15 protein-coding genes are annotated in these 24,058 nt (G+C 34.2%); 6 read left to right on the top strand and 9 right to left on the bottom strand.

Translation table 11 applies throughout. The features are described 5' to 3' along the window. Positions 1–109 precede the first annotated feature (109 nt). Positions 110–703, top strand: coding sequence for a dihydrofolate reductase family protein (locus tag B0A68_RS03180; protein ID WP_035683211.1), 594 nt, complete (start codon positions 110–112; stop codon positions 701–703). 107 nt (positions 704–810) lie between these two features. Continuing rightward, entirely contained in the window at positions 811–981 is a 171-nt protein-coding gene (locus B0A68_RS24390; protein ID WP_165571328.1) for a hypothetical protein, read from the top strand. Between the two features lie 49 nt (positions 982–1,030). Here the strand turns inward: B0A68_RS24390 and B0A68_RS03175 are convergent, their stop codons facing one another. Both B0A68_RS03175 and B0A68_RS03170 read right to left on the bottom strand, forming a co-directional pair. After that, positions 1,031–2,650, bottom strand: coding sequence for an ABC-F family ATP-binding cassette domain-containing protein (locus tag B0A68_RS03175; RefSeq protein ID WP_035683207.1), 1,620 nt, complete (start codon positions 2,648–2,650; stop codon positions 1,031–1,033). Between the two features lie 231 nt (positions 2,651–2,881). Beyond that, positions 2,882–3,655: a TlpA family protein disulfide reductase gene (locus B0A68_RS03170; RefSeq protein WP_035683206.1), complete on the bottom strand. Its 774-nt coding sequence runs from the start codon at positions 3,653–3,655 to the stop codon at positions 2,882–2,884. A 421-nt stretch (positions 3,656–4,076) separates the two neighbouring features. Here B0A68_RS03170 and B0A68_RS03165 point away from each other — a divergent pair, with 421 nt between their 5' ends. Further along, a complete protein-coding gene (locus tag B0A68_RS03165) occupies positions 4,077–4,658 on the top strand; it encodes a hypothetical protein (protein ID WP_035683205.1) in 582 nt (193 codons plus the stop codon). Positions 4,659–4,834: 176 nt separating this feature from the next. Here the strand turns inward: B0A68_RS03165 and chiA are convergent, their stop codons facing one another. From chiA to B0A68_RS03140, 5 genes are all read right to left on the bottom strand, one after another. Continuing rightward, positions 4,835–9,583, bottom strand: coding sequence for a T9SS-translocated chitinase ChiA (gene chiA / locus B0A68_RS03160; protein ID WP_035683203.1), 4,749 nt, complete (start codon positions 9,581–9,583; stop codon positions 4,835–4,837). 471 nt (positions 9,584–10,054) lie between these two features. After that, the gene (locus B0A68_RS03155; protein ID WP_035683201.1) at positions 10,055–12,121 is read right to left on the bottom strand and encodes a beta-N-acetylhexosaminidase; all 2,067 of its coding nucleotides are present in this window, start codon (positions 12,119–12,121) and stop codon (positions 10,055–10,057) included. A 149-nt stretch (positions 12,122–12,270) separates the two neighbouring features. Next, complete coding sequence (gene nagB / locus B0A68_RS03150) at positions 12,271–14,208, bottom strand: glucosamine-6-phosphate deaminase (protein ID WP_035683199.1); 1,938 nt, start codon at positions 14,206–14,208, stop codon at positions 12,271–12,273. Positions 14,209–14,317: 109 nt separating this feature from the next. Further along, complete coding sequence (locus B0A68_RS03145) at positions 14,318–15,907, bottom strand: RagB/SusD family nutrient uptake outer membrane protein (RefSeq protein ID WP_035683197.1); 1,590 nt, start codon at positions 15,905–15,907, stop codon at positions 14,318–14,320. 10 nt (positions 15,908–15,917) lie between these two features. After that, positions 15,918–18,953, bottom strand: a complete 3,036-nt coding sequence (locus B0A68_RS03140) for a SusC/RagA family TonB-linked outer membrane protein (protein ID WP_035683196.1) — start codon at positions 18,951–18,953, stop codon at positions 15,918–15,920. A gap of 259 nt (positions 18,954–19,212) precedes the next feature. On the opposite strand from B0A68_RS03140, the gene B0A68_RS03135 reads away from it, so the two are divergent. The 3 genes from B0A68_RS03135 (at position 19,213) to B0A68_RS03125 (ending at position 22,610) form a co-directional block, all read left to right on the top strand. Next, on the top strand, positions 19,213–20,265 hold the full coding sequence (locus B0A68_RS03135; protein WP_035683193.1) for a sensor histidine kinase: 1,053 nt from the start codon (positions 19,213–19,215) through the stop codon (positions 20,263–20,265). Further along, positions 20,255–20,956 (top strand): LytR/AlgR family response regulator transcription factor, encoded by a 702-nt coding sequence (locus B0A68_RS03130; RefSeq protein WP_035683191.1) that lies wholly within the window; start codon positions 20,255–20,257, stop codon positions 20,954–20,956. The genes B0A68_RS03135 and B0A68_RS03130 overlap by 11 nt, the downstream gene beginning before the upstream one ends. Positions 20,957–21,140: 184 nt before the next feature. After that, entirely contained in the window at positions 21,141–22,610 is a 1,470-nt protein-coding gene (locus tag B0A68_RS03125; protein WP_035683190.1) for an MFS transporter, read from the top strand. Positions 22,611–22,697: 87 nt separating this feature from the next. Here B0A68_RS03125 and B0A68_RS03120 read toward each other — a convergent pair whose 3' ends face one another. Both B0A68_RS03120 and fsa read right to left on the bottom strand, forming a co-directional pair. Then, complete coding sequence (locus B0A68_RS03120) at positions 22,698–23,192, bottom strand: hypothetical protein (protein ID WP_035683189.1); 495 nt, start codon at positions 23,190–23,192, stop codon at positions 22,698–22,700. A gap of 86 nt (positions 23,193–23,278) precedes the next feature. Beyond that, the gene (gene fsa, locus B0A68_RS03115) at positions 23,279–23,935 is read right to left on the bottom strand and encodes a fructose-6-phosphate aldolase (protein ID WP_035683188.1); all 657 of its coding nucleotides are present in this window, start codon (positions 23,933–23,935) and stop codon (positions 23,279–23,281) included. Between the last annotated feature and the right edge of the window lie 123 nt (positions 23,936–24,058).

Here is a 24,058-nt window from a genome sequence, read left to right as displayed (position 1 = left end):
ACAGTCTGCTTTTTTCTTTCAATACTTTCATTTTATGCTACTTAACATGTTTTTATTCTAAAAAAACAATCAATTTAAGTATATTTGAAAAACAAAAAAACTTACGACTATGAGAAAAATAATTGTCTTATCGATGATTACAATCGATGGAGTAATGCAGGCGCCAGGCGGACCTGATGAAGATACATCGGGCGGTTTTGAATATGGAGGCTGGGTGGCACCTTTTGGAGATGAAGAATATGGAAAAGTGATGCAAAAACAAATGGAACCTGCGGATATTCTTTTAGGCAGAAAAACATTTGATATTTTTGAAGACTATTGGCCGAAACATGCAGAAGGCTGGCCGGGAATTAATGAAGTCAGTAAATACGTTTTGTCTTCGACCCGACAAAATTCTGATTGGAAAAACTCTGAATTCCTTTCTACCATAGAAGATATAAAAAAACTTAAAAATTCTGAAGGCGGCGATATTAAAGTTTGGGGAAGTGCAACGCTTGTACAACTTTTGCTTAAAAATGATTTGGTTGATGAACTTGCCTTAAAAATTCATCCCATAATTCTGGGTAAAGGAAAAAAATTGTTTGATGATGGAGCAATTCCGTCGGCGTTTACTTTAATAGAAAGTACGATTACACCAAGCGGCGTAATTGCTGTGAGTTACAAACGAGCCGGAGAAGTGAAGACAGGAACTATTGGAGAATAAAAATCTTGACTGTCCTCAAAATCATAAAACTTTTTCCATAAATTCTATAAAATTTTTTCCTGATTCCTGAAGTAATTTTATTATTCAAATTTTAAAACAGCAAAATCATGCAAAAAATCATTACACGTTTGTTAATGGTATTCGTAATACTATTTTCATTTACAAGCTGCGAAGTTATTGGAGATATTTTTAAAGCCGGAATGGGAGTCGGGATTTTTATTGTGGTTTTTATCATCGCAATTATCATCTGGATTTTCGCCCGATTTTTTAGAAAGTAAAACATAAAAAAAATGCCCGTTATAATCATAACGGGCATTTTTGTTTTTATTAAAGATTGTACATCTTTTTTCTTTGTTCCTGAATCTTTTCATCATCAAGATATTCGTCAAATGTCATGTAACGGTCAATTACTCCGTTTGGTGTCAATTCTACAATTCTGTTACCAACCGTTTGTGCAAACTCGTGGTCATGTGTTGTAAAAATTACAGAACCTTTAAAGTTTTTTAATGAGTTGTTAAAAGCTGTAATAGACTCCAAATCTAAGTGATTTGTTGGTTCATCCAGCATTAAAACGTTAGCGCGTTCCATCATCATTCTAGACAACATACAACGTACTTTTTCTCCTCCAGATAAAACACGGCTTGTTTTTAAAGCTTCTTCTCCAGAGAAAATCATTTTACCTAAAAATCCTCTAATAAATACCTCATCACGTTCTTCTTCTGTTTTAGCATATTGGCGTAACCAATCTACTAAACTTAAATCATTTTCGAAGAAACCATGGTTTTCAGCAGGAAGATAAGCCTGATTGGTTGTAATTCCCCAATCAAAATTTCCAGCATCTGCAGTCTGTTGATTGTTTAAGATTTCGTAGAAAGCAGTTGTAGCACGAGAATCTTTAGAGAAAAGAACTATTTTATCGCCTTTTGCCATATTCAAATGAACATCTTTAAATAAAAGTTCACCATCTACAGACGCGGCTAAACCTTCTACATTCAAAATCTGATCTCCGGCTTCACGATCCTGATCAAAAATAATTGCAGGATAACGACGGCTTGAAGGTTTGATTTCTGAAATGTTTAATTTAGAAATCATTTTTTTACGAGAAGTTGCTTGTTTAGATTTTGCAACGTTTGCACTAAAACGACGAATGAATTCTTCTAATTCTTGTTTCTTCTCTTCGGCTTTTTTGTTTTGCTGTGCACGTTGTTTTGCCGCTAATTGGCTAGACTCGTACCAAAACGTATAGTTTCCTGAATAGTGATTGATTTTTCCGAAATCAATATCTGAAATATGTGTACAAACCGCATCCAAAAAGTGACGGTCGTGAGATACTACGATTACAGTATTTTCATAATTTGCCAAGAAATTTTCTAACCAGGCGATTGTCTCGAAATCCAAATCGTTGGTAGGCTCATCCATAATAAGCAAATCCGGGTTTCCAAAAAGTGCCTGTGCCAAAAGCACACGAACTTTAATTTTTCCCTCTAAATCACCCATCGTGGTATAATGATGTTCTTCGTTAATTCCTAAGTTAGACAACATTGCAGCAGCATCAGAATCTGCATTCCATCCGTTCATTTCTTCAAACTGAACTTGTAACTCCCCTATTCTGTCTGCATTTTTGTCGTTGTAGTCCAAATAAAGCTCATCCATTTCTTTTTTAACAGCGTACAAAACTTTATTCCCCATTAAAACAGTTTCCAAAACCGTATGCTCATCAAACAAGTTGTGGTTTTGGGTTAAAACCGACATACGCTTGCCTGGTTCTAAATGTATGTGCCCGGAAGTTGGGTCCATATCACCTGAAATAATTTTAAGAAAGGTAGATTTTCCAGCACCATTGGCTCCAATAACGCCGTAAATATTTCCGTGAGTGAATGTGGTATTTACTTCGTCAAACAAAATTCGTTTGCCAAATTGAACTGATAAATTATTGACTGTTAACATGAATGTCTTTTTAATTAATTTGGTGCAAAAGTACGGAAAAAGGTTTAATTTTTCTCACCATGTAAGTGATATAAGTTCATTAAAGCTAAACTTATAATCTACTAACTTCAAAATTCACCATATAAGTAATATAAGCACATTTAAACTAAACACTTATAATTTCTTATTTTTTTAAATTTAAACGCAACATTACTTATAATCTATTATATGTACTTATATGGTTAAAAAAATCTAGAGTTTACTTTCTTTTGCCAGCGCCACTTCTAAACTTTCAAAATTGGGTAAAACTTTGACAATCATACCTTCTTTATTCAAAATAAAATGTGTGGGGAATGAATTCAACTGCAAAGCTTCATTCATGTAAATTTTCATATCTGGAATTACAGCATATGATAATGGCTTTCTGACCAAAAATGTTTTTAATTGTTCCGGAGAATCTTCGGCTAAACTTATAAATAGAATGTCTTTTCGGTTTTTGTATTCTTCTGTAAGTTTATTTACCTGCGGAAATTCTCTTATACAGGGCGTGCAGTGTATGTACCAGCATTTTATCACAATAATTTTCCCTTTCATGGATTCATTAGAAACTAAATTGCCTTCTAAATCTTTAAAAGAAAATTTAGGAAAAGCCTTTCCTTCCATTTCGAAATTCTTAAGAGCATCAAAACCAATCTGGTTGATGGTTGCTTTTATACTGGTATCTGATTTTGGCTGAATTTTGAATAGCTTATAAACATACATTCCTGCTTCAGATTTTAATCTAATTGGAATGAAATTTCCATTGGCCAGCTGATCCAGAAATGTTTCTTTTGAAATTTCTTTTGAAGCTGCATCAAGAGCTGTAAAATCTCTGGAAAGCATTATATTTTTAGCTTGATAAACAGACCATTCGCTAAAATTTTTCTGAATTTGGATTGTATTTACTTCTGGATTTCCGAATTTATTTTGACTGAAAGAGGAAGTGAAAACTAAAAATGTGATTATAATGCTGATTAATTTTTTCATGAAGCTTATATGCGATAATTTCAAAAGCAAAAATACTTAAAAAAATAGATTTACTTTGTTCCATATAATTTAAAAGCAGATCAGAAGCTTATTTGTCACATCCTTTTAATATCTTGTATAATTAAATATTGCAAAGTAAAATAAGGCATCAAATAATCATTTATGGAAGAAAGAGAAAAATAGCTGGATGCTGTTGAACAATTCAGGTTAAATATTGATGTCGTAATTTCTTGCCCAAGCTGTAATTATGAATCTTTAAAAATCAGGGATATCGCTTTTGATGAAAGTGATAAAAATAAGGGAGGAGAACGATTTATCGAATATTCAAAATGCGGTAGATTCGAAATTGTATTGTACCGGCAAAATTCCTGAAAATTGGTCTGTAAAAAATGCGAAAAAATAGAATATCTCAAATCAATTTATGATTAAAAACTGGAAAAAAAAGAATGAAAATGGTATCAGTATTTCAATAGATATCTATCAGCCTCATCTATTTTATTTTGATAAAGTAGATAAGAATACAAGTAGTGATTTTTTAAAAGGAACAAAGTTTGGAATTGCCTGGGAATATAATGGAAATGAAATCAATATTTTTGATAAAAACGGAACCGTTGAAGGTTTTCCCACTGCAAATTTAGAATATGTGATTGCAATATTCAAAAATAGTATCCTTTATCCAAATCCGAACAATGCTGTTATTTTTAACTTAGATGGAAGTTTTAAGAAGGTTATTCGAATCCCTAATTTTAAATCTGAAATCATATTACAAGAAATAAAAAGAGGTAAAAAATCAAATCCTCCTTTAGATAATGATGAATTATATTTTTCTAAATACAGCCGGCATATTGATAAAGAAGGTATTGAAATCGATATTTTAGATATTAATTACTCTTTAGAATACAGCGAATCACAAATTCTGGATTCTGAAACTTTAGAATTAACTGATTTTTTAAAAAGTCGTTTCGACCGTAATTATTACTGGAATGACAACTACAAACCATAAAAAAACCTGGCAATAAAAATTGCCAGGTTCATAATGCATTCCTCAAAGTGAAAACCAAATAACAAATCACCTCGATTCAAAGCATTTATTCGAAATAAAAATTAGATTAAAAAATAAATAACCAAACTCAATTTTAACCCTCCCACCTTTTTATTTCTAAATTTTTAATCCTTATATTAATTTAAAAAGTTCATTACTTTGACCGATTTTTTGTTTCCTGCTTTGTCTGTTACGACCACTAAAAACAATTGTTTAGAAGAAAAACTGTGATGCTGCAACAGCACTTCTTTATTGTTCTGAACATTTCTGTGACTTACCAGATTTTGTCCCATAAAGTTGAATACCTCAACCTGAGCGACATCTTGGTTATCATTTGTAACTGACAATGTATTATTTGTAAAATACGCCATGACTACATTGTTTTTTGAAGAAATAGTATCGGCAGCTAATGTTTTTGCTGCAGACTGCGATGCAAAATAAGCGGCGTAAGCTTTAGATAATTCAGATGAATTACCACAAGAAGATGCATCCCAGTTTACAGACCAAGTCATTAAACCTCTTAAAGAAGGATATGGTCCGCCTGGCTGCATAGTGTATGTTCTTCCTGAAAAAGTGGTTCCGGTTCTTAAATAATGCATAGCACTAACTCCTTCTGCCGGTGTTATATAACCGCTTCCTGCTGCACTTGGACAAGCTGGTAATGCAATAAGAACTTTTGAAGGCGGTAAACCATCAAAATGCATTCCTGTTGTAGCAATATTATACCCTTTTATTATCATATCGGTTAGGGCTGTTACCATGTTTGCTCTCTTAGCTGAACCATAATACTGACTATCTAGTCCATTTTCTCCTCCTGTATTATACAATTGTACAGCTAACAAATCTAATTCATTACGCAAGTTTTGAATGATTGGAAGGAAGGAACCAAAAGTATCTGTATAGGTAGAATATCCTCCTTGTACGTATTGTGTTTCCGGAGCTGCAGTTAATAAAAATCCAGGGCCGTAGTAAGCTTTTAATTCTTTGAAAGCATCTACTACGTTTTTTAATCTTGGATAAGCAGAAATACCCGCATAAGAAATATCTCTTAAACCTCCTGCACTAAAATTCATCGATCCGCCTTCAAAATCAATATCAACTCCATCAAATTGATACTCGTCGATAATTGCTTTTAGACCATTAACAAAAATATTTTTTTGAGTTACATTGTCTAAAACAACATGACCATTTTGACCTCCGATAGAAACTATAACCGGAACACCGCTATCTCTTAAGGATTTTATATCATTTTTCAACAATTGTTTATTGAAGACTCCATTGGTCAAATATCTAGTGTCATTTGTAGTTAATACTGGTGTATAACCATCACGATTAACTGTTTCTACAAAAGAATAATCCACTACGTTAAACTTACTTCCCACCATTTGAGAAAAATATAAAAATGGAGCTGCAGTATTTTCCCAAGAGTGTGCATATCCTAAAATAATTTTAGATGGAAGCGGAATGAATCTATTAGTGCTCACTGGAGCAATTTTAATTGTATTGTTTAATGTAGTTACAGCAGCTTTATTATCGGTTGCTTTAATTACAACTGGATAATCCTGATAAGCAGATGGTGTAAAATTATACGTATAGGTATTATTTGCGGCGGCTGTCATATTAAATGTACCTCCGTTTATTGTAATAGTAACACCTGAAACTGATCCGTCACTATCAACAGCTGAAACTGAAATTGGCACTACTTGAAAAGAACTTTGGTTTACAGTAGTATTCGATGGTGAATTCCAAGTAATTACAGGCAATGAATTTGGACAGTTTGCTCCTGAACAACTTAATGTAAAACTATATGTTTTTACATCTGTTGTTCCGTTTGATGCAGTAGCTGTAACGGTTAACGTATGTGTAAGCGAAAACTGATTTGCTGCTGGTGTCCAAATCGCTGTATAAGTTCCCGAAGAATTGGAAGCAGTCAAGCTTTGTCCATCTAAACTAAATACAACAGATGAGATTGTAGTAGCATCAGAAGCACTTAATCCAACAGTTGCAACAAAGTTAATTGCTGCTCCTAAATTTATAGCAATTGCCGAAGCTGTTGGCGCTGTAATAGCAACCACTGGCTTAGTTGCAACCACCGCTTGTCTATTAAAATCATAAACCGTTGGCGTTGTTGGCACTGCAAAGTTTGTCAGGTTATTTGGAAAATAAGCTGCTTCTCCATTCTCCCATGAGTTTAATTTTAAACTTAAAATCTGGGTATAACCAGCTACAACTGAATTATCGAAAGTATAATTTCCTTGTGCATCTGTTGTTGCCAAAACACTTTTCCAGTTGTGTGTATTATCTGTCCAAGGTAAAACTATTTCAACTTTGGCACCAGAAACCGGAGTTGTTCCATTTTTAACTGTTCCGCTGATTAAGTTTGCAGCTAAGATTTTTGCAGTTTTTGCTGCAGCGTTTGTATTAAAATCATAAACAGCCGGGTTTGCAGGAACTGCAAAGTTTGCCAGATTATTTGGAAAATAAGCTACTTCCCCATTTTCCCAAGAATTTAATTTCAAACTTGTGACTGTTGTATATCCTGCTACAACTGAATTATCAAAACTATATTTTCCCTGCGCATCTGTTATTGCAATTACACTTTTCCAGTTATGTGTGTTATCTGTCCAAGGTAAAACTATTTCGACTTTGGCACCAGAAACCGGAGTTGTTCCATTTTTAACTGTTCCGCTGATTTTACTTGCACTAACAGCTGTATTCTGTGCGAAGTTTAAGGTTTTATCTGCATTCAAATTAGAATAAACTGTTGAGGCTGGAGTAAAAGTTTGTCCTGTTAATGCAGCGGTTACAGTATAATTGCCTCCGGAAGGTAAACTCAGCGAGTATGTTCCGCTTGTATTTGTAACTGCTGTAAAGTTTCCTGCTGATGAAGATGCTGTAACTGTTACACCAGAAACCGGAGCTGCATTATTTAAGATTGTTCCGCTTACTGTGTAATTAACAACTGCTGCTCCCTGAATGAAATTCAACGTTTTACTGGCATCAATTGCGTTGTACACTGTTGAAGCCGGAGTATAAGAAAATCCGGTTTTTGCTGCAGTAACCGTAAAATTCAGGCCAGCAGTTAAACCTGCAACGCTGTAAAGACCGCTTGCATTAGAAACTGCTGTTAAAACTGTTGATCCTGCTGTCGCTGTAACAGTTACACCAGAAACTGGAGTCGTTCCGTTAAGAACTGTTCCGCTTACTGTGTACGTTGGCTGCGTCCCGTTAATAACAACTGCTGTTTGATTTACTGTTACGTTTGATAATGTTACGGGTGTAAATGTATAAGTTGCTTTTAAAGCTGTTAATGTATAATTTTGTCCTGAAGTTAAGTTACTGAATGTAAAATTACCCGTTGTAGAAACAACGGTTTGCAAAACAACGTTGCTCGCATTGCGCAATTCTACTGTAACATCTGAAACTAAAGCTGATCCATTTTTTACAGAACCGGCAATGCTGACAGTTCCGACAACAATGCTTCCGAAAGAGGTATCTACCTGATTTAGTAATGCATTAGGGACAGAACCTCTTGTATCCTGAGATAATTCCCAAATCATTCCACCGGCCAGATTTTTTGATTTAATATATTGAACTTTTAAATCCATAGATTGTTTATCTTCATAACTGATAAACTGTTTTAAAGTCGAATTGTATAAATAAGGCACTTTGGTTGTATTGTCAAAATAACGAACCCATCCTGCCGAAGCTGCTGCTGGTGTTACCTGCATTGTATTTGGATCTAAATAAGCGTGCGAATTGGTAACAGGATTACCTACTAAATCGCAGATCTCTATACTTCCTGAACGTTCGCATGCTCCCGAACCATCCCATGTACCTATTGGATTTTGCGGATTTGTACATCCTGGAACAATATCTCGTGGTGCCGAAACGAATAATCCTGGTAAATTTGGATTTGTTCCGTTGTTGGCTACGTGATCGAATTTTTTTCCGTAGAAAGGCAATCCCATGATTAATTTATTGGCAGGAAAACCAATAACATTCAAGTACTGATTCGTTAATTCATCTAATGATTCAGATTGAGCTGCACCATACAGCGGATCGTTTGTATTACCGCTTGCATATAATGGAGCATTGTAACAGGTTTTATCGTACCAGTTTCCGCCAAAATCATATCCGAAATAGGTGATATAATCGCAATAAGTCGAGATATCTTCTGCCATGCCATATTGGGCTCTGTTATTTGGTCCTAAATATTGTTTAGAAACATTTCTAACATTGTTTCCGGCAGCAATTGTAACTAATTTATTTGGCATCGCCTGACGCATGGCTTTTAGTAAATAAACCAAATTTTTATTATCATCAGGGCTGTACTTTTGTGGAGGAACCGGAGAACCGTTTACCACTTCTGTTCCGTCAGTTCCGCCAGAAAGAGGATATTCCCAATCGATATCAAAGCCATCAATAAAAGGATAAGTTGTAATAAAGTTGGCCATGTCTGCAGCCAAAGCAGCTCTTGCTACAGGACTTGCAGCAATTGGAGAAAGATCCTGGCCTTTTGTCCATCCTCCAACAGATATTAAGATTTTTAGGTGAGGATACTTTTCTTTTAATTTCTTCAAATCATAAAAGTTTCCTTTTATCGGAGCATCCCATGGGATTCCGCCTTCCATATGCTCAAAATCAGCATAGGTGTCCAAACAATGTAATTTGGTATTCTCCGGATGGGCAGGATCAAAAGTTGTCCCATAAAAAGAATAATTCAAATGCGTCAACTTACTTCCATCAATTTTAGGAACATTAAAGTCCCTTGCATAAATAGACCATTGTGCATAATACCCCACTACTTTCTTTCCGTGAGCCAGCTGGGCAGACACGAGTAGAGGAAACAATAACAAAAAGAGTAATCTGTAATAATGTTTCATAATTAATAAATATTGGTTAATAGAAAATAAATAATTACCTGCAGTGTCATAAAGACACATGAGTTTCGCTTAACTACAAGTTGGAAGCCTGCAGTCAATTTGAAATAAATTAGATTCTATAGATAAATATTACCATTACTAATTAGTCCATAATCAGTAGTAAGCAGTGATTGATATTTATTTATAATTTCAAAAAAAATTAATCTTAAATACAAATGATAAATTTGGGACGACTCATCAATCTATACTCTGTTTGTCATGTTTTATTCTATTCTTTTATTTGGTTTTTAAAGGTTAATACTGTGGTTATTTTTAATCAGTGCAACATATATTTTTGAAGGTTTTGAAATTTGCTTTTTTTCTCGCCAGAATTATCTCTATCAGAATTCTCCAATAGAGATAAAAATATTATTAACTCTAAATAACAATATAATGGCGATTCAACTATTCAACATAAATTCAAACCTAATTTTAAATCAATTTCTTTAAACTTTCATACACTGCTAACTCAACATCAGCGTCTTCTTTTGTATTGCAGTCTTCTATTATTCTTTTTAAATCATCTTTTTTCAGTGTCGACTTATTATCTAAAACAAGCAGCAAAGCCTGAGAGGCATCATTTAACTTTTTCGACAAAGGTAAAATTGGCTGTACAAGAGGTGCATTGGCGCTAAGCTCTATTAAGCCTTTATTTACTGCTATCCATTTATTAAGATATGCAGTGACTTTTGCCTTATTCTCTGGGGTTTTACCTGCTAAATATTGATTTACTACAGCATCAAAACCTAAAGCATCTTTTGCGTCTGATGTACAGGCATCTGCAAACAAGGTAAACGGAGAATACATTTGATATTCTGTTCCGCCTTTGTTGCGCGTATATCCTTTTAACGGCTCGCAGACATTGGTAAATTCGTTAAGCGATTTTATATTCTGATTATTTGCAATATTTCTTAAGATGACTGCTTTATTCCTGATATGTGTTAATCCTAACTCTTCCAGCCTAAAAGAAATTACATCGAGACGTTTGCGCATACTAGCCAAATCTGTAACCTCTTCTGCAGACCAAAGTCGTTCTGCGATTGCAGCAGTTCTGGGCCAAATTCTGGAATCTATAGTTGATGCTGTTGCCAGTTCTGACCACATTGTTGCTTCTCCGCCTAAAATTCTGGCTTTTTCGTCGGCTGTTAGTGTGGCATCTTTTGGCATTGGATCATTCAGATAATGACTTCCTACAGGATACATTAAATCAATATAATAACCGTTTGACAAAACTGTTTTATATCCTTTTTTTACCGCATCTACTAATGACTGCCCGGCGACCATGCCTTCGTTTGGACCTCTCCAGGAATGAATGATCGCATCTTTAGACATATTTTTGGTCATAATTTCTTCCCAGCCCATCAATTGCTTGCCGTGTTTTTTAAGCATCGGAACCAACTGCATCGTAAAGTAAGTCTGTAATTCGTGATTGGTTGCCAGTTTATTTTTCTTTTTAAATTCCTGTATTTTTGGATTTGCATCCCAGTCTTTGCCTTCATTTTCATCTCCCCCGATATGAAAATAAGCTCCAGGAAACAAAGGACAAACCTCATCAAAAATTTCGCTTAGCAATTGATAGGTTTTAGGATTTGAAGGATCTAATGTCGGCGAGAAAATACCTGCATTCCTTTCGATTCCGTAAGTTGCAATCGCAGAACCCTGAATGTTGTTTTCTGCAGTTCCTCCTTTGAGCGTGATTACCTTACTTCCTATTTCCGGGTAAGCCGTTAAAATAGCAGATCCGTGACCGGGAACATCAATTTCCGGAACTATCAAAATACCTCTTTCATCTGCGTATTTTACAATATTTTTAATTTCTTCCTGTGTATAATAAAGTCCGTCCGAAGCTAATTCTATTAGTTTTGGGTGTTTTTTCATTTCGATTCTCCAGCCTTGATCGTCTACCAAATGCCAGTGAAAAACATTCATTTTCATGGCTGCCAATCCGTCAATATTTCTTTTGATTACATCAATAGGCTGAAAATGCCTCGCTGCATCTATCATTAAACCTCTCCAAGTAAATCTTGGGAAATCTGAAATTTGTGCTGCCGGAAAATAAAATGAAGTGCTTGTATTCTGGAGCATTTGCAGCAAAGTTTCAAGTCCGTGTAAAGCCCCCAAATCACTAACGGCATTTATTGTAATCTGATTTTGTTTAATATCCAGATGATAACTTTCATCTTCATACAAGCCTATTTTACCGCTCTTTGTACAGTTTATTTGCAATTGTGCAGTCGGAACTTCATTTAATCTTGAAATAAAACCCTGCTCGAAAAACATTCCTGTTCTACCATCCAGCCGGCGCAAAAAACGAGTTACTCCTCCAAAAATTCTTGGATTGGGATTTCCGACAATGTTTACTTTAAAATCTCTCTTTAAGGTAAAAATTCCCTCGTTTACAGCAACAGTTTGTGGCCATGGCATTAGGTTTAGCTCTTCTTTTTTGATTTGAGCACCAGCTGTCAGACCTGCTAATAGTAGTACAAATAGATATTTCATTTTTAATGGCGTTGAAAAATATTATCACTGATAATATTAAATTTATAAAAAGACAAAAATTCAGAAGATCTGCTGCTTCTCACTAATCGCTGTAAATTATCTGAATCCTGTCATTTGATTTGGTTTAAAACAAATCGTAGAAAGTAATTTTAATAATCAAAACGTTTAAAGGCTTCGATTGCTTCATATTCAGCCAAACCTAAATCATCGTATAGGATGGCTGTATTTTTATTGCGGTCTTCTGCCCTCACCCAAAATTCGCGAGAATCATTTCCCTGAAACATTACTCTGTCTTTTTGAGATTGATGGTATAAGATCGCGTGTCGTTTTAATAATACTTCTGAGGGACTCAGCGGTACGGCCATGTCTATTTCGTGAATGTCCCATTCGTGCCACGCACCTCTGTACAGCCACAGCCAGCAATCGTCCATATAGGGTTCTGATTTCAGCTCTTTTAGTGCCGCAAATATGGCATTCAGACAAACTTCGTGCGTACCGTGCGGATCTGCTAAATCTCCTGCTGCAAAAACCTGATGCGGTTTTATTTTTGCTATAATATCTTTTACAATCGCAATATCTTCTGCGCCCAGCGGGTTTTTCTTTATCTGCCCTGTTTCATAAAAAGGCAGATCTAAGAAGTGCGTATTTTCGTCTTTAAGACCAATATATCGGGTTGCTGCATAGGATTCTCTTCTTCTTATGAGTCCTTTTAGTTTTCGAACTTCTAAGGAATCTATTTGATTTTCTGATTTATTATTCAAAAATTCAATTACAGCTTTAAAATTTATAGAATTTGCGCCGGCGTTTGTAAAGTCACTGCCTACTTCGGCAAATTTTAGAGCTTCATCATCGGTTACGGCAATATTTCCTGAGGTTTGATATACTACATGTACATCGTGGCCTTGTTTTATCAATTTTGAAAAAGTCCCGCCCATAGAAATGACATCATCATCTGGGTGCGGACTAAAAAGAATGACTCTTTTTTTTGCCGGATTGGCTCTTTCTGGACGAAAAGAATCGTCTGTATTGGGTTTTCCTCCCGGCCATCCGGTAATGGTATGCTGCAGGATATTAAACATATTAATGTTAAGATCGTAAGCAGAACCTTCTTGTGCCAAAAGATCAGACATTCCGTTATTGTTATAATCTCTGTCTGTTAATTTTAAAATCGATTGTTTTGTTTTCTGGCATAACCAAACAATTGCTTTACTTTTTAATTCTTGTGTCCATAAACATTCTCCAACGAGCCACGGAGTTTTAAAACGCGATAATTCTACTGCTGCAGATTGGTCTAAAACAAAAGTTGCATTGGGATGATTTTGCAAAAATGTTGCGGGAACTTCTGAGCTTATATCTCCCTGAATGGTTCTTTTGATGATATCGGCTTTATTTTGCCCCCAAGCCATCAGTACGATTCGTTTTGATCTCATAATAGTCGAAACTCCCATTGTAATGGCCCTTTTAGGCACATTATCAATTCCGTTAAAATCGGATGAAGCATCTATTCTGGTAATATGATCGAGTGTAATAATTCTTGTGCCGGAATTAATGTGAGATCCGGGTTCGTTAAAACCAACGTGACCTGTACGTCCAATTCCTAATAATTGAAAATCAAGTCCGCCTGCATTTTTAATATTCATTTCGTAATCAATACAGTATTGATTTAATTCTTCAATAGCAATAGTACCGTCCGGAATATTAACATTCTCTGGTTTGATGTCAATATGATTAAAAAGATGCTGGTGCATGAAATAGTAATAGCTTCGATTATCCTCTTTTGTCATCGGATAATATTCATCGAGATTAAAAGTCACTACATTCTTAAAGCTTAATCCTTCTTCTTTGTGCATTCTTACTAATTCTTCGTATACTTTTATCGGAGAAGAACCAGTTGCTAAACCTAATACACAAGATTTGCCTTTTTCTTGTTTAGATCTGATTAATTGAGCGATTTCCTGTGCTGCTATTACCGAAGCTTCAGTAGAACTTTTGAAGATTTCGTTATGTATTTTTTCAAATCTTGTTTCTTCAAATTTTCCGGCGCTCTTATAACTGATATCTGGTTTTATTTCTAAAGCACTTTTCATTTCTTATCTTTTTATAGTATTTACCCTTTTGGTTTTTGAAATGGTACAAGCAGCTTTCGCCATTTGTACCATTTACTAACCAAACTTATATTTTCTTAATCTTTATTTTTTAGAAATTGGCAGCAGCAGTGTCCCACCAAAGTCTGGTTCCGCCAGTATCAGGACCGCCAAGTTTGGCTATTCCTGAATCTACACCTCCTTTATTTAGAGATATTTCAGATTGTACAAAATTGATTCTTCGTACACCTAATAAAGTACTTATTTTACCACCACTTGTATTCTTAAGCACCGGAAACAACTTTGGATATCCTGTTCTTCTGTAATCAGACCATGCTTCTTGTCCTTCAGGAAAACCAGCAATCCATTTTTGGGTGATGATTTTTTGTAATTTAACTTCATTGGTTGCCGCAGCATCCCAAGCAATAGTAACATTATTTACTGCTGCAGCATTATTTACCGGAAAATTAGGATCAACATATGCTTTAGCTGTTTTTACATTATCTGTAATATAAGCAGCGGCTCCAGAAGCACCACGCTGATCAAATGAAGTTGTAATTCCAGCTTCATATAATGCTTTTGCATCTCCATTCATATTCCATCCTCTTAATGCTCCTTCTGCTCTTAAAAAATAAGCCTCTGCAGCAGTCATTAGAACGATATTTTTAGATCTTACAACAGCTCCGATACCTGAAAAATCCTGGTGATCTCCTTTGGCTGTAATTTCGATACCTGTACGAATACCTTTGTATTCCCCTGGAAATTGAGCAGATGTATCAAAATATGTTGCAATACGTGGATCATTATAACCTCCTAAAATTGATTCCATATCTGCCCCCATACGAATATCTAACCAAGAACCACTAATTGTAGCAATAGGGTTTGTATTTACAGGAGATTGAATCTGAAATAAATCAGCATTTGTTTTCATTACTCCAAATTTTTGAGCAACTGCTTTTTCAGCTTGAGTTTTAGCCAATGCTGGATCTACTTTTACAATACGCATCGCTAATCTTAAACGTAATGTATTAGCAAACTTAATCCATTGTTCAAATTTCCCTGCGTAACCTGATAAATCCGTTTTACCAAAAGAAGCAGTTCCATCATCACCAGAGTCAACTCTTTTTGTTAATTCGGTAACAGCAACATCTAATTCAGAAAACATCTGATTGTAAATATTTTGCTGAGAATCATATTCAATTGTAGCGTCAGTTGTTCCATATTTCGAATATATAATAGGTCCAAAAGTATCTGTTACTCTGTGCATTCCTTCAACTTTTAATATTAAAGCTAATGCGTAAAACTGATCATATTTGCCCTTTGCTAACTGTTCAATATTATATGCATTATACATAACATTTGAATATGCAATACTCCAAACAAAGCCATTCCAGTTATCATTTAAATTATAAGTTGTGTTGTTTGACCCTCCAAAAGGTGTTGGTGTAGCCATATATCCAGACCAAATATCACTATTCAACCCTTGCTGCAATTGATATTGCCACTCTAATTGACTTGTTATAGTTTGAATATTATTAAAAATTGGCGCAAAACCACCTTTGATATGATTAAAATCCTGTTGAAATAATTCAGGCGTAATACCATTATTATTGGTATTGATATCTTCAAAATTATCTGTACAACCTACTGTTGCAAGTAATGATAAGCAGATAGCTGTTTTTGTTATTTTATTTAGTTTCATGTTTTTAATTTTAGAAAGTTACATTTAAATTAAGACCGATACTTCTAGTAGATGGTAAACCATAAATATCTACTCCTTGTAAACCTTGACCTGTACTTAATGCAATATTCGGATCAAATGGTGCATCTTTATAAATAAAGAATAAATTTCTAGCTATTAACGAAATAGAAGCTGATTGAATAAATGGTAAGTTTTTTGGACTAAAATTATAGCCTATAGAAATCTCTCTTACACTTACATTTGTTGCGTCATACATATATTCTCCGGTTGCACCTTCTCTACCTGCCACACCTTGAGTAAAATAATATGATTTAGCATCCATTGTGGTTACAGCAGTACCGTCGGGCATAACGGCATTTACTTTAACACCGCCTGCATTTCTTGCATCTCCTGTTGCTTTAGAAACTCCGAAAAAATCATTCTGAGATTCTGTCAAACTCATTACTTCACCGCCAAAACGTCCGTCAATTAATACATTTGCAAAGAAAGATCCTATTTTGAATGAGTTTGAAAAACCTAGCATAAAGTCAGGGTTGGCATTTCCAATTTCTTGAAAACCTGTTTTTTGAATTTTCCCATCTGCATCTAATAAAATTCTACCTTGATCATCTTTCAATATATTTTTACCTTCAATTACTCCAAATGGTCTTCCTTCAATAACAGCATATTGATAGCTGTTTACACCCGGATCAGTAAGGTTTACTCTTCCTCCTAATTCTTCTGGAATTTCTTTTACTTTGTTTTTATTTTGTGAGAAGTTAATTGCCGAATCCCAAGAAAATTTATCTCCTCTAAAAATACCCGCATTTAAAACAAGTTCAAAACCTTTGTTCTCAATACTTCCTGCATTAATTCCGTAGAAGCTGTATCCATTCACATTTCCTTCAAGTGCTTTTACCTGTATATATTGGTTTTTAGTTTCAGAACTATAATAAGACACTTCAAAACCTAATCTATTATTAAACATTCTCCACTCTGTACCAAATTCAATTTCGCTCTTTAATTCTGGTTTTAATGTTTCTCCTGGTTTTGGTCCAACAGATGGTTTTGGATCTTCAAATCCTGGTCTGTAATAGTATGTAGGAGAGGTTATAAAAGGATAAATATCATTACCAACCTGAGCATAAGTTGCTCTTACTTTACCAAAGTTAATCCAGTCTGGCAATGTTGCCATTTCACTAATAAGAGCTGTTAAACCAACAGAAGGATAAAAATATCCTGATTTATCAGTATTAACTAATGTAGATGACCAGTCGTTTCTGGCAGCAACATCTAAAAACAACATATCTTTATATCCAAATGTTGTAGCAGCAAATACAGATTGTACTTCTTTTTGAGAATCTACAGTTTGATAATTACCTGAATTAGAATTGAAGTTATGCAATGTAAACCAGTTTGCATATTGCAGACCTGTACCAATTCCTGAATCTAAAATTGTTTTTTGATTACTCAGCGTATTCGTTATACTTGTACCAATGTTAGCTGTAAAATTAAAATCAGTACTAATGTTTGTATTGATTGTAGCTATTAAATCAGCGTAACGTTGTGTACTTAAAGCGCTCTCGTTTATATATCTACCATTTATGTGAGATAAAGTTCCTTGTGTTGTAGCATATATTTTTTTATCAAAATTGCTTTCAACTCTATTGTAGCTATATCTTGACGCAATACTTAACCAATTATTAGCTTTGTAAGATACTGCCAGAGCACCATTAAAATAATTATTTTTATCTTCAGATTTATTTCTATTAATTGCCCAATATGGATTTTGCATAATATCTCTATTAGTCATCCAGTTTTGAGCCATTAAGTTTCTATTTGGATCAAAAACCTCGTAATTATTTTTGTAATAATCAAAGTCATTTCCTCTTGGCATCAAATAAACTCCTGTTAATGGATTAAAATAAAGACCATTAACTGGTTTGTTAATAATATTTTGGCTTGTATAGTTTGCATTTGCAGCGATGCTTAATTTATTATCAAAAAACTTAGCTGTCTGACGAATACCAAAATTATTTTTCTTAATACTATTTCCTGGCATAATTCCAGAACCAGAAGTATTAGCATACGAAAGCGAAGTAGATGAATTTTCAGATCCAGCAGAATAGCCTAAAGATGTAATTTGTGTTGTACCTGTATTAAAGAAATCCTTTACGTGATCCTTTGTTTTTCCAGCAGCTCCCCAAGTTTCATCAGCTCCCGCATCAGCAATATAATCACTTTGAAATTTTGGTAAATAAGCAGCTGTTTCAAAAGTAGTTACTGATGATGCTGAAATATTAGATTTACCAGTTTTAGCTTTTTTAGATGAAAGCAAAATTACTCCATTAGCTCCCTGACTACCATATAATACAGAGGCTGCAGCACCTTTAAGAACTGTCATTCCTTCATAATCATCTGGGTTAATTAAGGAAACAACATCACCACCGTCACGGTTACCTCCAGATAAACTACCAAAAGTTTCATTTGGCTGTCCTGAACCTGCGTTCAACATCGGGATACCATCAATAACGTACAATGGCTGGCTGTTTAACAAAGATGAATTACCACGAATAACCACTTTTGTAGATCCGCCAGTTCCACCAGAACTCTTTGTTACGGCAACACCGGCTATTTTACCAGCAATTGTATTGATAAGGTTAGCATCTTTTACACGAGTTAATTCTTCTCCTTTTAGCTCCTGTGCTGCATACGTTAAAGATTTTCTTGTTTTCTTGATACCTAATGAAGTTACAACAACTTCATTTAATGCATTAGATTGCGCTTGTCCCATTTTTACATTAATAGTAGCGGCATCTCCTACCACTATACTTTGCGATTCAAGACCAACATAGCTAAAAACTAATGTTTGTCCTTTTGACGCCTCAATTGAGTACAATCCATCAAAATCGGTAGTAGAACCTCTTTGACCGCCTTGTACAGCAACAGATGCCCCTGGTAACGGCATCCCATCAGAATCTGTAATCACACCTTTAATACTTTTTACCTGGGCAAGAGATACTTGCGCAGTAAAAGCAATCATAAAGATTAAGAAAATTTTTTTCATGTTTATATATTTTGTTAGTTATGAGGTAAAATTATTCTTAACGTATTGTTAAAAAAAATAATTTAAACCAACAACTCTAAACTTTAAACAAACGACATAAAACATTCAATAATGGGTTTTACGAAAACGTTCTATCTCATAAATAAATTACCATTTTATATTTTTTATAAAATTTTATTCAAAAAAATTGTCATTTACCAAGTAATTGTTTAAAGTTGCAGAATATTATTATAGCCCTAAGATTCCAAAATCACTTTAATTGAAAGAAATTCAGAAATTAAAATTTAACATAAAACTTCAAAATCACTTTTGGTTTTGGGGAAGCTATTTTACTCTTAATTTTTTAAGATGGGGTGCTTATTTTAATGATTATCCGTATTCATTCAAGTCCAATTTAATAGAGTTTTCACTGCATATTCCGCTAGTCTATTTTAATCTTTTTGTTTTAGTTCCAAAATTCGTTTTAAAACAGAAATACATTCAATTTACCTTTGCACTTCTGGCAAGTTTGTTTGGAATTTATTTACTAAAAACTGCACTCACATACTATATTATATCTGAAAATATCTGGCCGGAAGCCAATAGAGAATATCATCCGTTCGAAATTAATCACATCGTCGCAGTATGTATCGGAGAATTGTACGTACTTGCAATGGCTTCTTCTGTTTATCTCACACTGACCTGGCTTCGAGAACGAGAAAGAAACCGCTCCTTAAGAGAAAATCAATTTAAGATAAAATTGAAATATCTGGAGAACCAGATTCAGCCGCATTTTTTCTTTAATACCTTAAATAATTTATATGCCCTTTCATTAGAATCTTCAAACAAAGTTCCCGATGTAATAATCAAGTTGTCTTATTTGATGGAATATGTTTTATATGATGTAAAAGGCACCAAATATGTCCCGTTGATCAAGGAAATAGATTATATTCAGAATTATATTGAGATTGAAAAACTTCGTTTTAATAATGTAGAAGTGACCATAAATCTCGAATCGAATATAGAAGATGTTGTAGTGCCGCCGCTAATATTTATTTCACTCGTAGAGAATGCCTTTAAACATGGCGGTTTAAATAATCCAAACCTAAAAATCAAAATCAATTGTAAGATTACAGACAATAAATTACTGGATTTTGTAATCCTAAATAATTTTGTAAATTCACAAAATCTTAATCACAAAGGCGGTATAGGATTATTGAATACCAAAAAAAGATTAAAGTTAATTTACAAAAACAATTTCAGTTTAAAATACTCAACAAAATTTAACTACTATATAATCCGTTTACAAATACCTATTGATAATGAAGATTAAATGCGTGTTGATTGATGATGAGCCGTTAGCTATCAAAGTCCTGCAAAATTATTTTACTAATTTTACCGACTTTGAAGTAGCCGCTACATTCAATAATTCTTTAGAAGCGCTTGATTTTTTAAACAGCACTCCGGTAGATGCTGTTTTCTTAGATATCAATATGCCTATGATGACCGGTTTTGAATTAATTAGTTTAATCGAAAACAAAACCAAGGTCATTATTACAACTGCATTTAGAGAATTTGCTGCAGAAAGCTATGATCTTGATGTTTTAGATTATTTAGTAAAGCCGATCCCGCTTCCGAGATTTATAAAATGTATCAATAAAATCACAACCGAATACAATTTAAAAAACAATATAAAAGTAGAAACGGCAAAAGGCGATTCTCATATTTTTATTAAAGTTGATAAAAAAATGATGAAAATTAATATTGAAGAAATATTATTCATCGAAGGAATGAAGGAATATATTAAAGTCGTAACCCCCGAGAAAACCTATATTACGCATAAATCACTCACTTCTTTATCGGAAGAATTACCTGCAGATCGCTTTCTGCGAATTCATAAATCTTATGTAATTGCGCTAAATAAGGTCAAATCTATAGAAGGAAACCGCATTCAGATACAATCTTACACGATTCCTATTGGCAGAAACTACAGCAAAGAGGTGAAAAATAAGATTTTAGAATAAAATGCAATTATAAACTTCGTTTTTTAAAGCCTTAAAAATTAACACATTGTTGAAAAAATAGTGCCGTTGGTTTAAATTTAACATTATTTATGTCTAATAATTTTTTTTTGATACCTCTAACAAATATATTTACGGTCTTCAAAAAACATTATTTTTAAAAAAAAATTAACCTTACTCCACTATTATGAGTTCAGAAAATGTACAAACCAAATGGGGACAGTTTATCTCTTTGATAATCGTCTTCTTTTTTTGGGGATTTGTCGGGTCAGCCAATGACATCCTAATCCCTGTTTTCAAAAAAGTATTTACTTTATCACAAGTTCAATCACAATTAGTGGCGTGGGCTTTTTATGCTGCATACTTTGTAGGATCAATTATCTTCTTTTTAGTATCACTAAAATCAGATGTTTTACAAAAATTTGGGTATAAGAAAACATTATCAGCCGGATTAATTCTTTCTGCAGTTGGTTCATTTTTGTTTGTTCCTGCCGCAACAATGCAAAGTTTTCCTTTCTTCTTAACAGCTCTATTTACAGTTGGTTTAGGATTTTCTATTCAGCAGATTGTTGCAAACCCGCTTGCCATCAAAATGGGAAGTCCGCAAACTGGTGCACATAGACTAACATTAGCTGGAGGTGTAAACTCTTTTGGTACTACAATTGGTGCAATCTTGTTAGGAATCGCATTATTTGGAATGGGAGATAACAAAAAAACAAATCTTTCTTTAGAAGATATCAAATTACCATTCATCATCTTAGGTATTGCCTTTATTGCTGTGGCTATCTTTATGTATTTTTCTAAAATTGAAGATCCTGCAAAAATAGAAGAAGCTGCAATCGAAAATAAACATGCCAAATTCAACATTCTGGATTATCCGCAATTGTATTTAGGAATGTTAGCAATCTTTATTTATGTAGGAACAGAAGTTACCATAATTAGTAACTTACCTGCATTACTTCATACTAACGAATTCGGGAAAATTCTCGAAGATGCTGTTGCTCCTTTTATCGCATTATACTGGGGAAGTTTAATGATCGGCCGTTGGAATGGCGGGGCGAATGTTTTCAACACATCAAACCTAATGAATATTGCACTTAAATTTATTGTGCCAGCTTTAGGATTTGCTGTTATTATTGGAGCAAACATCTTTGCTGCACACGATGTTTCATCATTTTACATCTATCCATTCTGGATTTTACTTTTTATAGCGGTAAGTTTTGTAGGTGGTAAAAACGCAGGAAAAACATTAATGCTTTTCGGAATCTCAGGTTTACTTATGATGGCATTAGGATTAGCATGGCCAGATCCGGAAATTGCAAAATTCTTCTTCATCTCAGGAGGTTTATTCTTATCTATCATGTGGCCGTCAATCTTCGATTTAGCAATTGCAGGTTTAGGAACAAACACAGGAAAAGCATCTTCATTCTTAATTATGATGATTTTAGGTGGTGGTGTAATTCCATTAGTACAAGGAAGTATTTGTGATTTAGACGCTGCAAATCCAAACGGAATATTTGGTATTACATACACTCACTTCTCGTATATTGTACCGCTTATCGGTTTTGCTTATTTAGCATTTTACGGTTTCTACTGCCCTAAAATTTTAAAGAAACAAGGAGTAAGCCACGTAATCAGCGAAGGTGGCGGACACTAAATCTTTATAAAAATTTTAAATTTTAAAATCCAAATTCCAATGATATCAATAATTGGAATTTGGATTTTTTTTATTGCTATCTTAATTCTATTTAGCCGTCATCACAGCTTTTAAGTTCTTTTTAAAAACAGCCTTATTTTGATCAGACAAAGTATACACTACATCTTTATCAGCATGAACGATTATTTTATCAATATGAGCTTTTAAAAGCGTTTCAGGATCTTTTATTCTCAAAGTACACGCACCATCAAAAAAGCCATCATCTTCAATTACCTTTTTTGATTTCAAAACAGTTCCGTCACTTAATACCGCAGAAATCGTCATCTCCTTATTAAGTGTTTTCGAATAAAAACCATCCATTACCAAAAGAATCCGATAAGAATTTCTCATCTCAGGCCCTCTAAACTCGTGTCTGGTAATATTATACCGTAAACCTTTTGCCAACGTCTGAAACTTAACCGAACAATCCAGTTCATAAGTTGCTACATCTCCAGCCTCATTTACGCTCGTTATTACTTTAGCTTGCGAATTGATCTGCGAAACAGCCGAAAAAAACATCAAAAAAATTAATAACTTTTTCATATACAGAGTTTTACAACTATAAAAATAAAAAAAATCGCCGTCTTTCTAATGAAAAACAGCGATTATTATATTATTTTATGTAAAAACTACTTGTTACCTTTCTCAAAATCAGCAATAAACTGCGCCAATCCGATATCTGTCAATGGATGTTTCAACAAACCGTAAATTGCAGAAAGAGGTCCAGTCATAACATCAGCACCAATTTTAGCACAATTTACAATATGCATCGTGTGACGAACAGAAGCCGCTAAGATTTGAGTTTCATAACCATAGTTATCATAGATTTCTCTAATTTCCTGAATAAGGTTTAAACCATCTGTAGAAACATCATCTAAACGCCCGATAAACGGAGAAACGTAAGTTGCTCCAGCTTTTGCAGCCAATAAAGCCTGACCAGCAGAAAACACAAGAGTAACGTTAGTTTTAATTCCTTTATCAGAAAAATATTTAGCAGCCATAACACCTTCTTTTGTCATTGGCAGTTTTACTACGATTTGTTCGTGTAACTCAGCAAGCTCTTCACCTTCTTTAACCATTCCGTCAAAATCCAAAGCATTAACTTCAGCACTCACATCACCTTCTACAAGATTACAAATATCAACGTAATGCTTCAAAATATTGTTTTTTCCGGTAATACCTTCTTTCGCCATCAAAGACGGATTTGTAGTTACACCATCCAAAACACCTAAAGCTTGTGCCTCTTTAATCTGAGCTAAATTAGCTGTGTCAATAAAAAATTTCATATTTATTTATATTTAATTGTGTTATTATCTGGGCGTGACCCCATTTACAAAAGGCGCACTCACCAAGCCGCACATACGCGCCTTTTACAAATGCGGTCGGGCTATACACACTACTTCGGTAGT

Origin of the sequence: Flavobacterium reichenbachii, from assembly GCF_002217435.1 — a bacterium.
GTDB classification, from domain to species: domain Bacteria; phylum Bacteroidota; class Bacteroidia; order Flavobacteriales; family Flavobacteriaceae; genus Flavobacterium; species Flavobacterium reichenbachii.
Note: the sequence above shows the minus strand (reverse complement) of the source record. Positions and strands in the feature narration are given on the sequence as shown.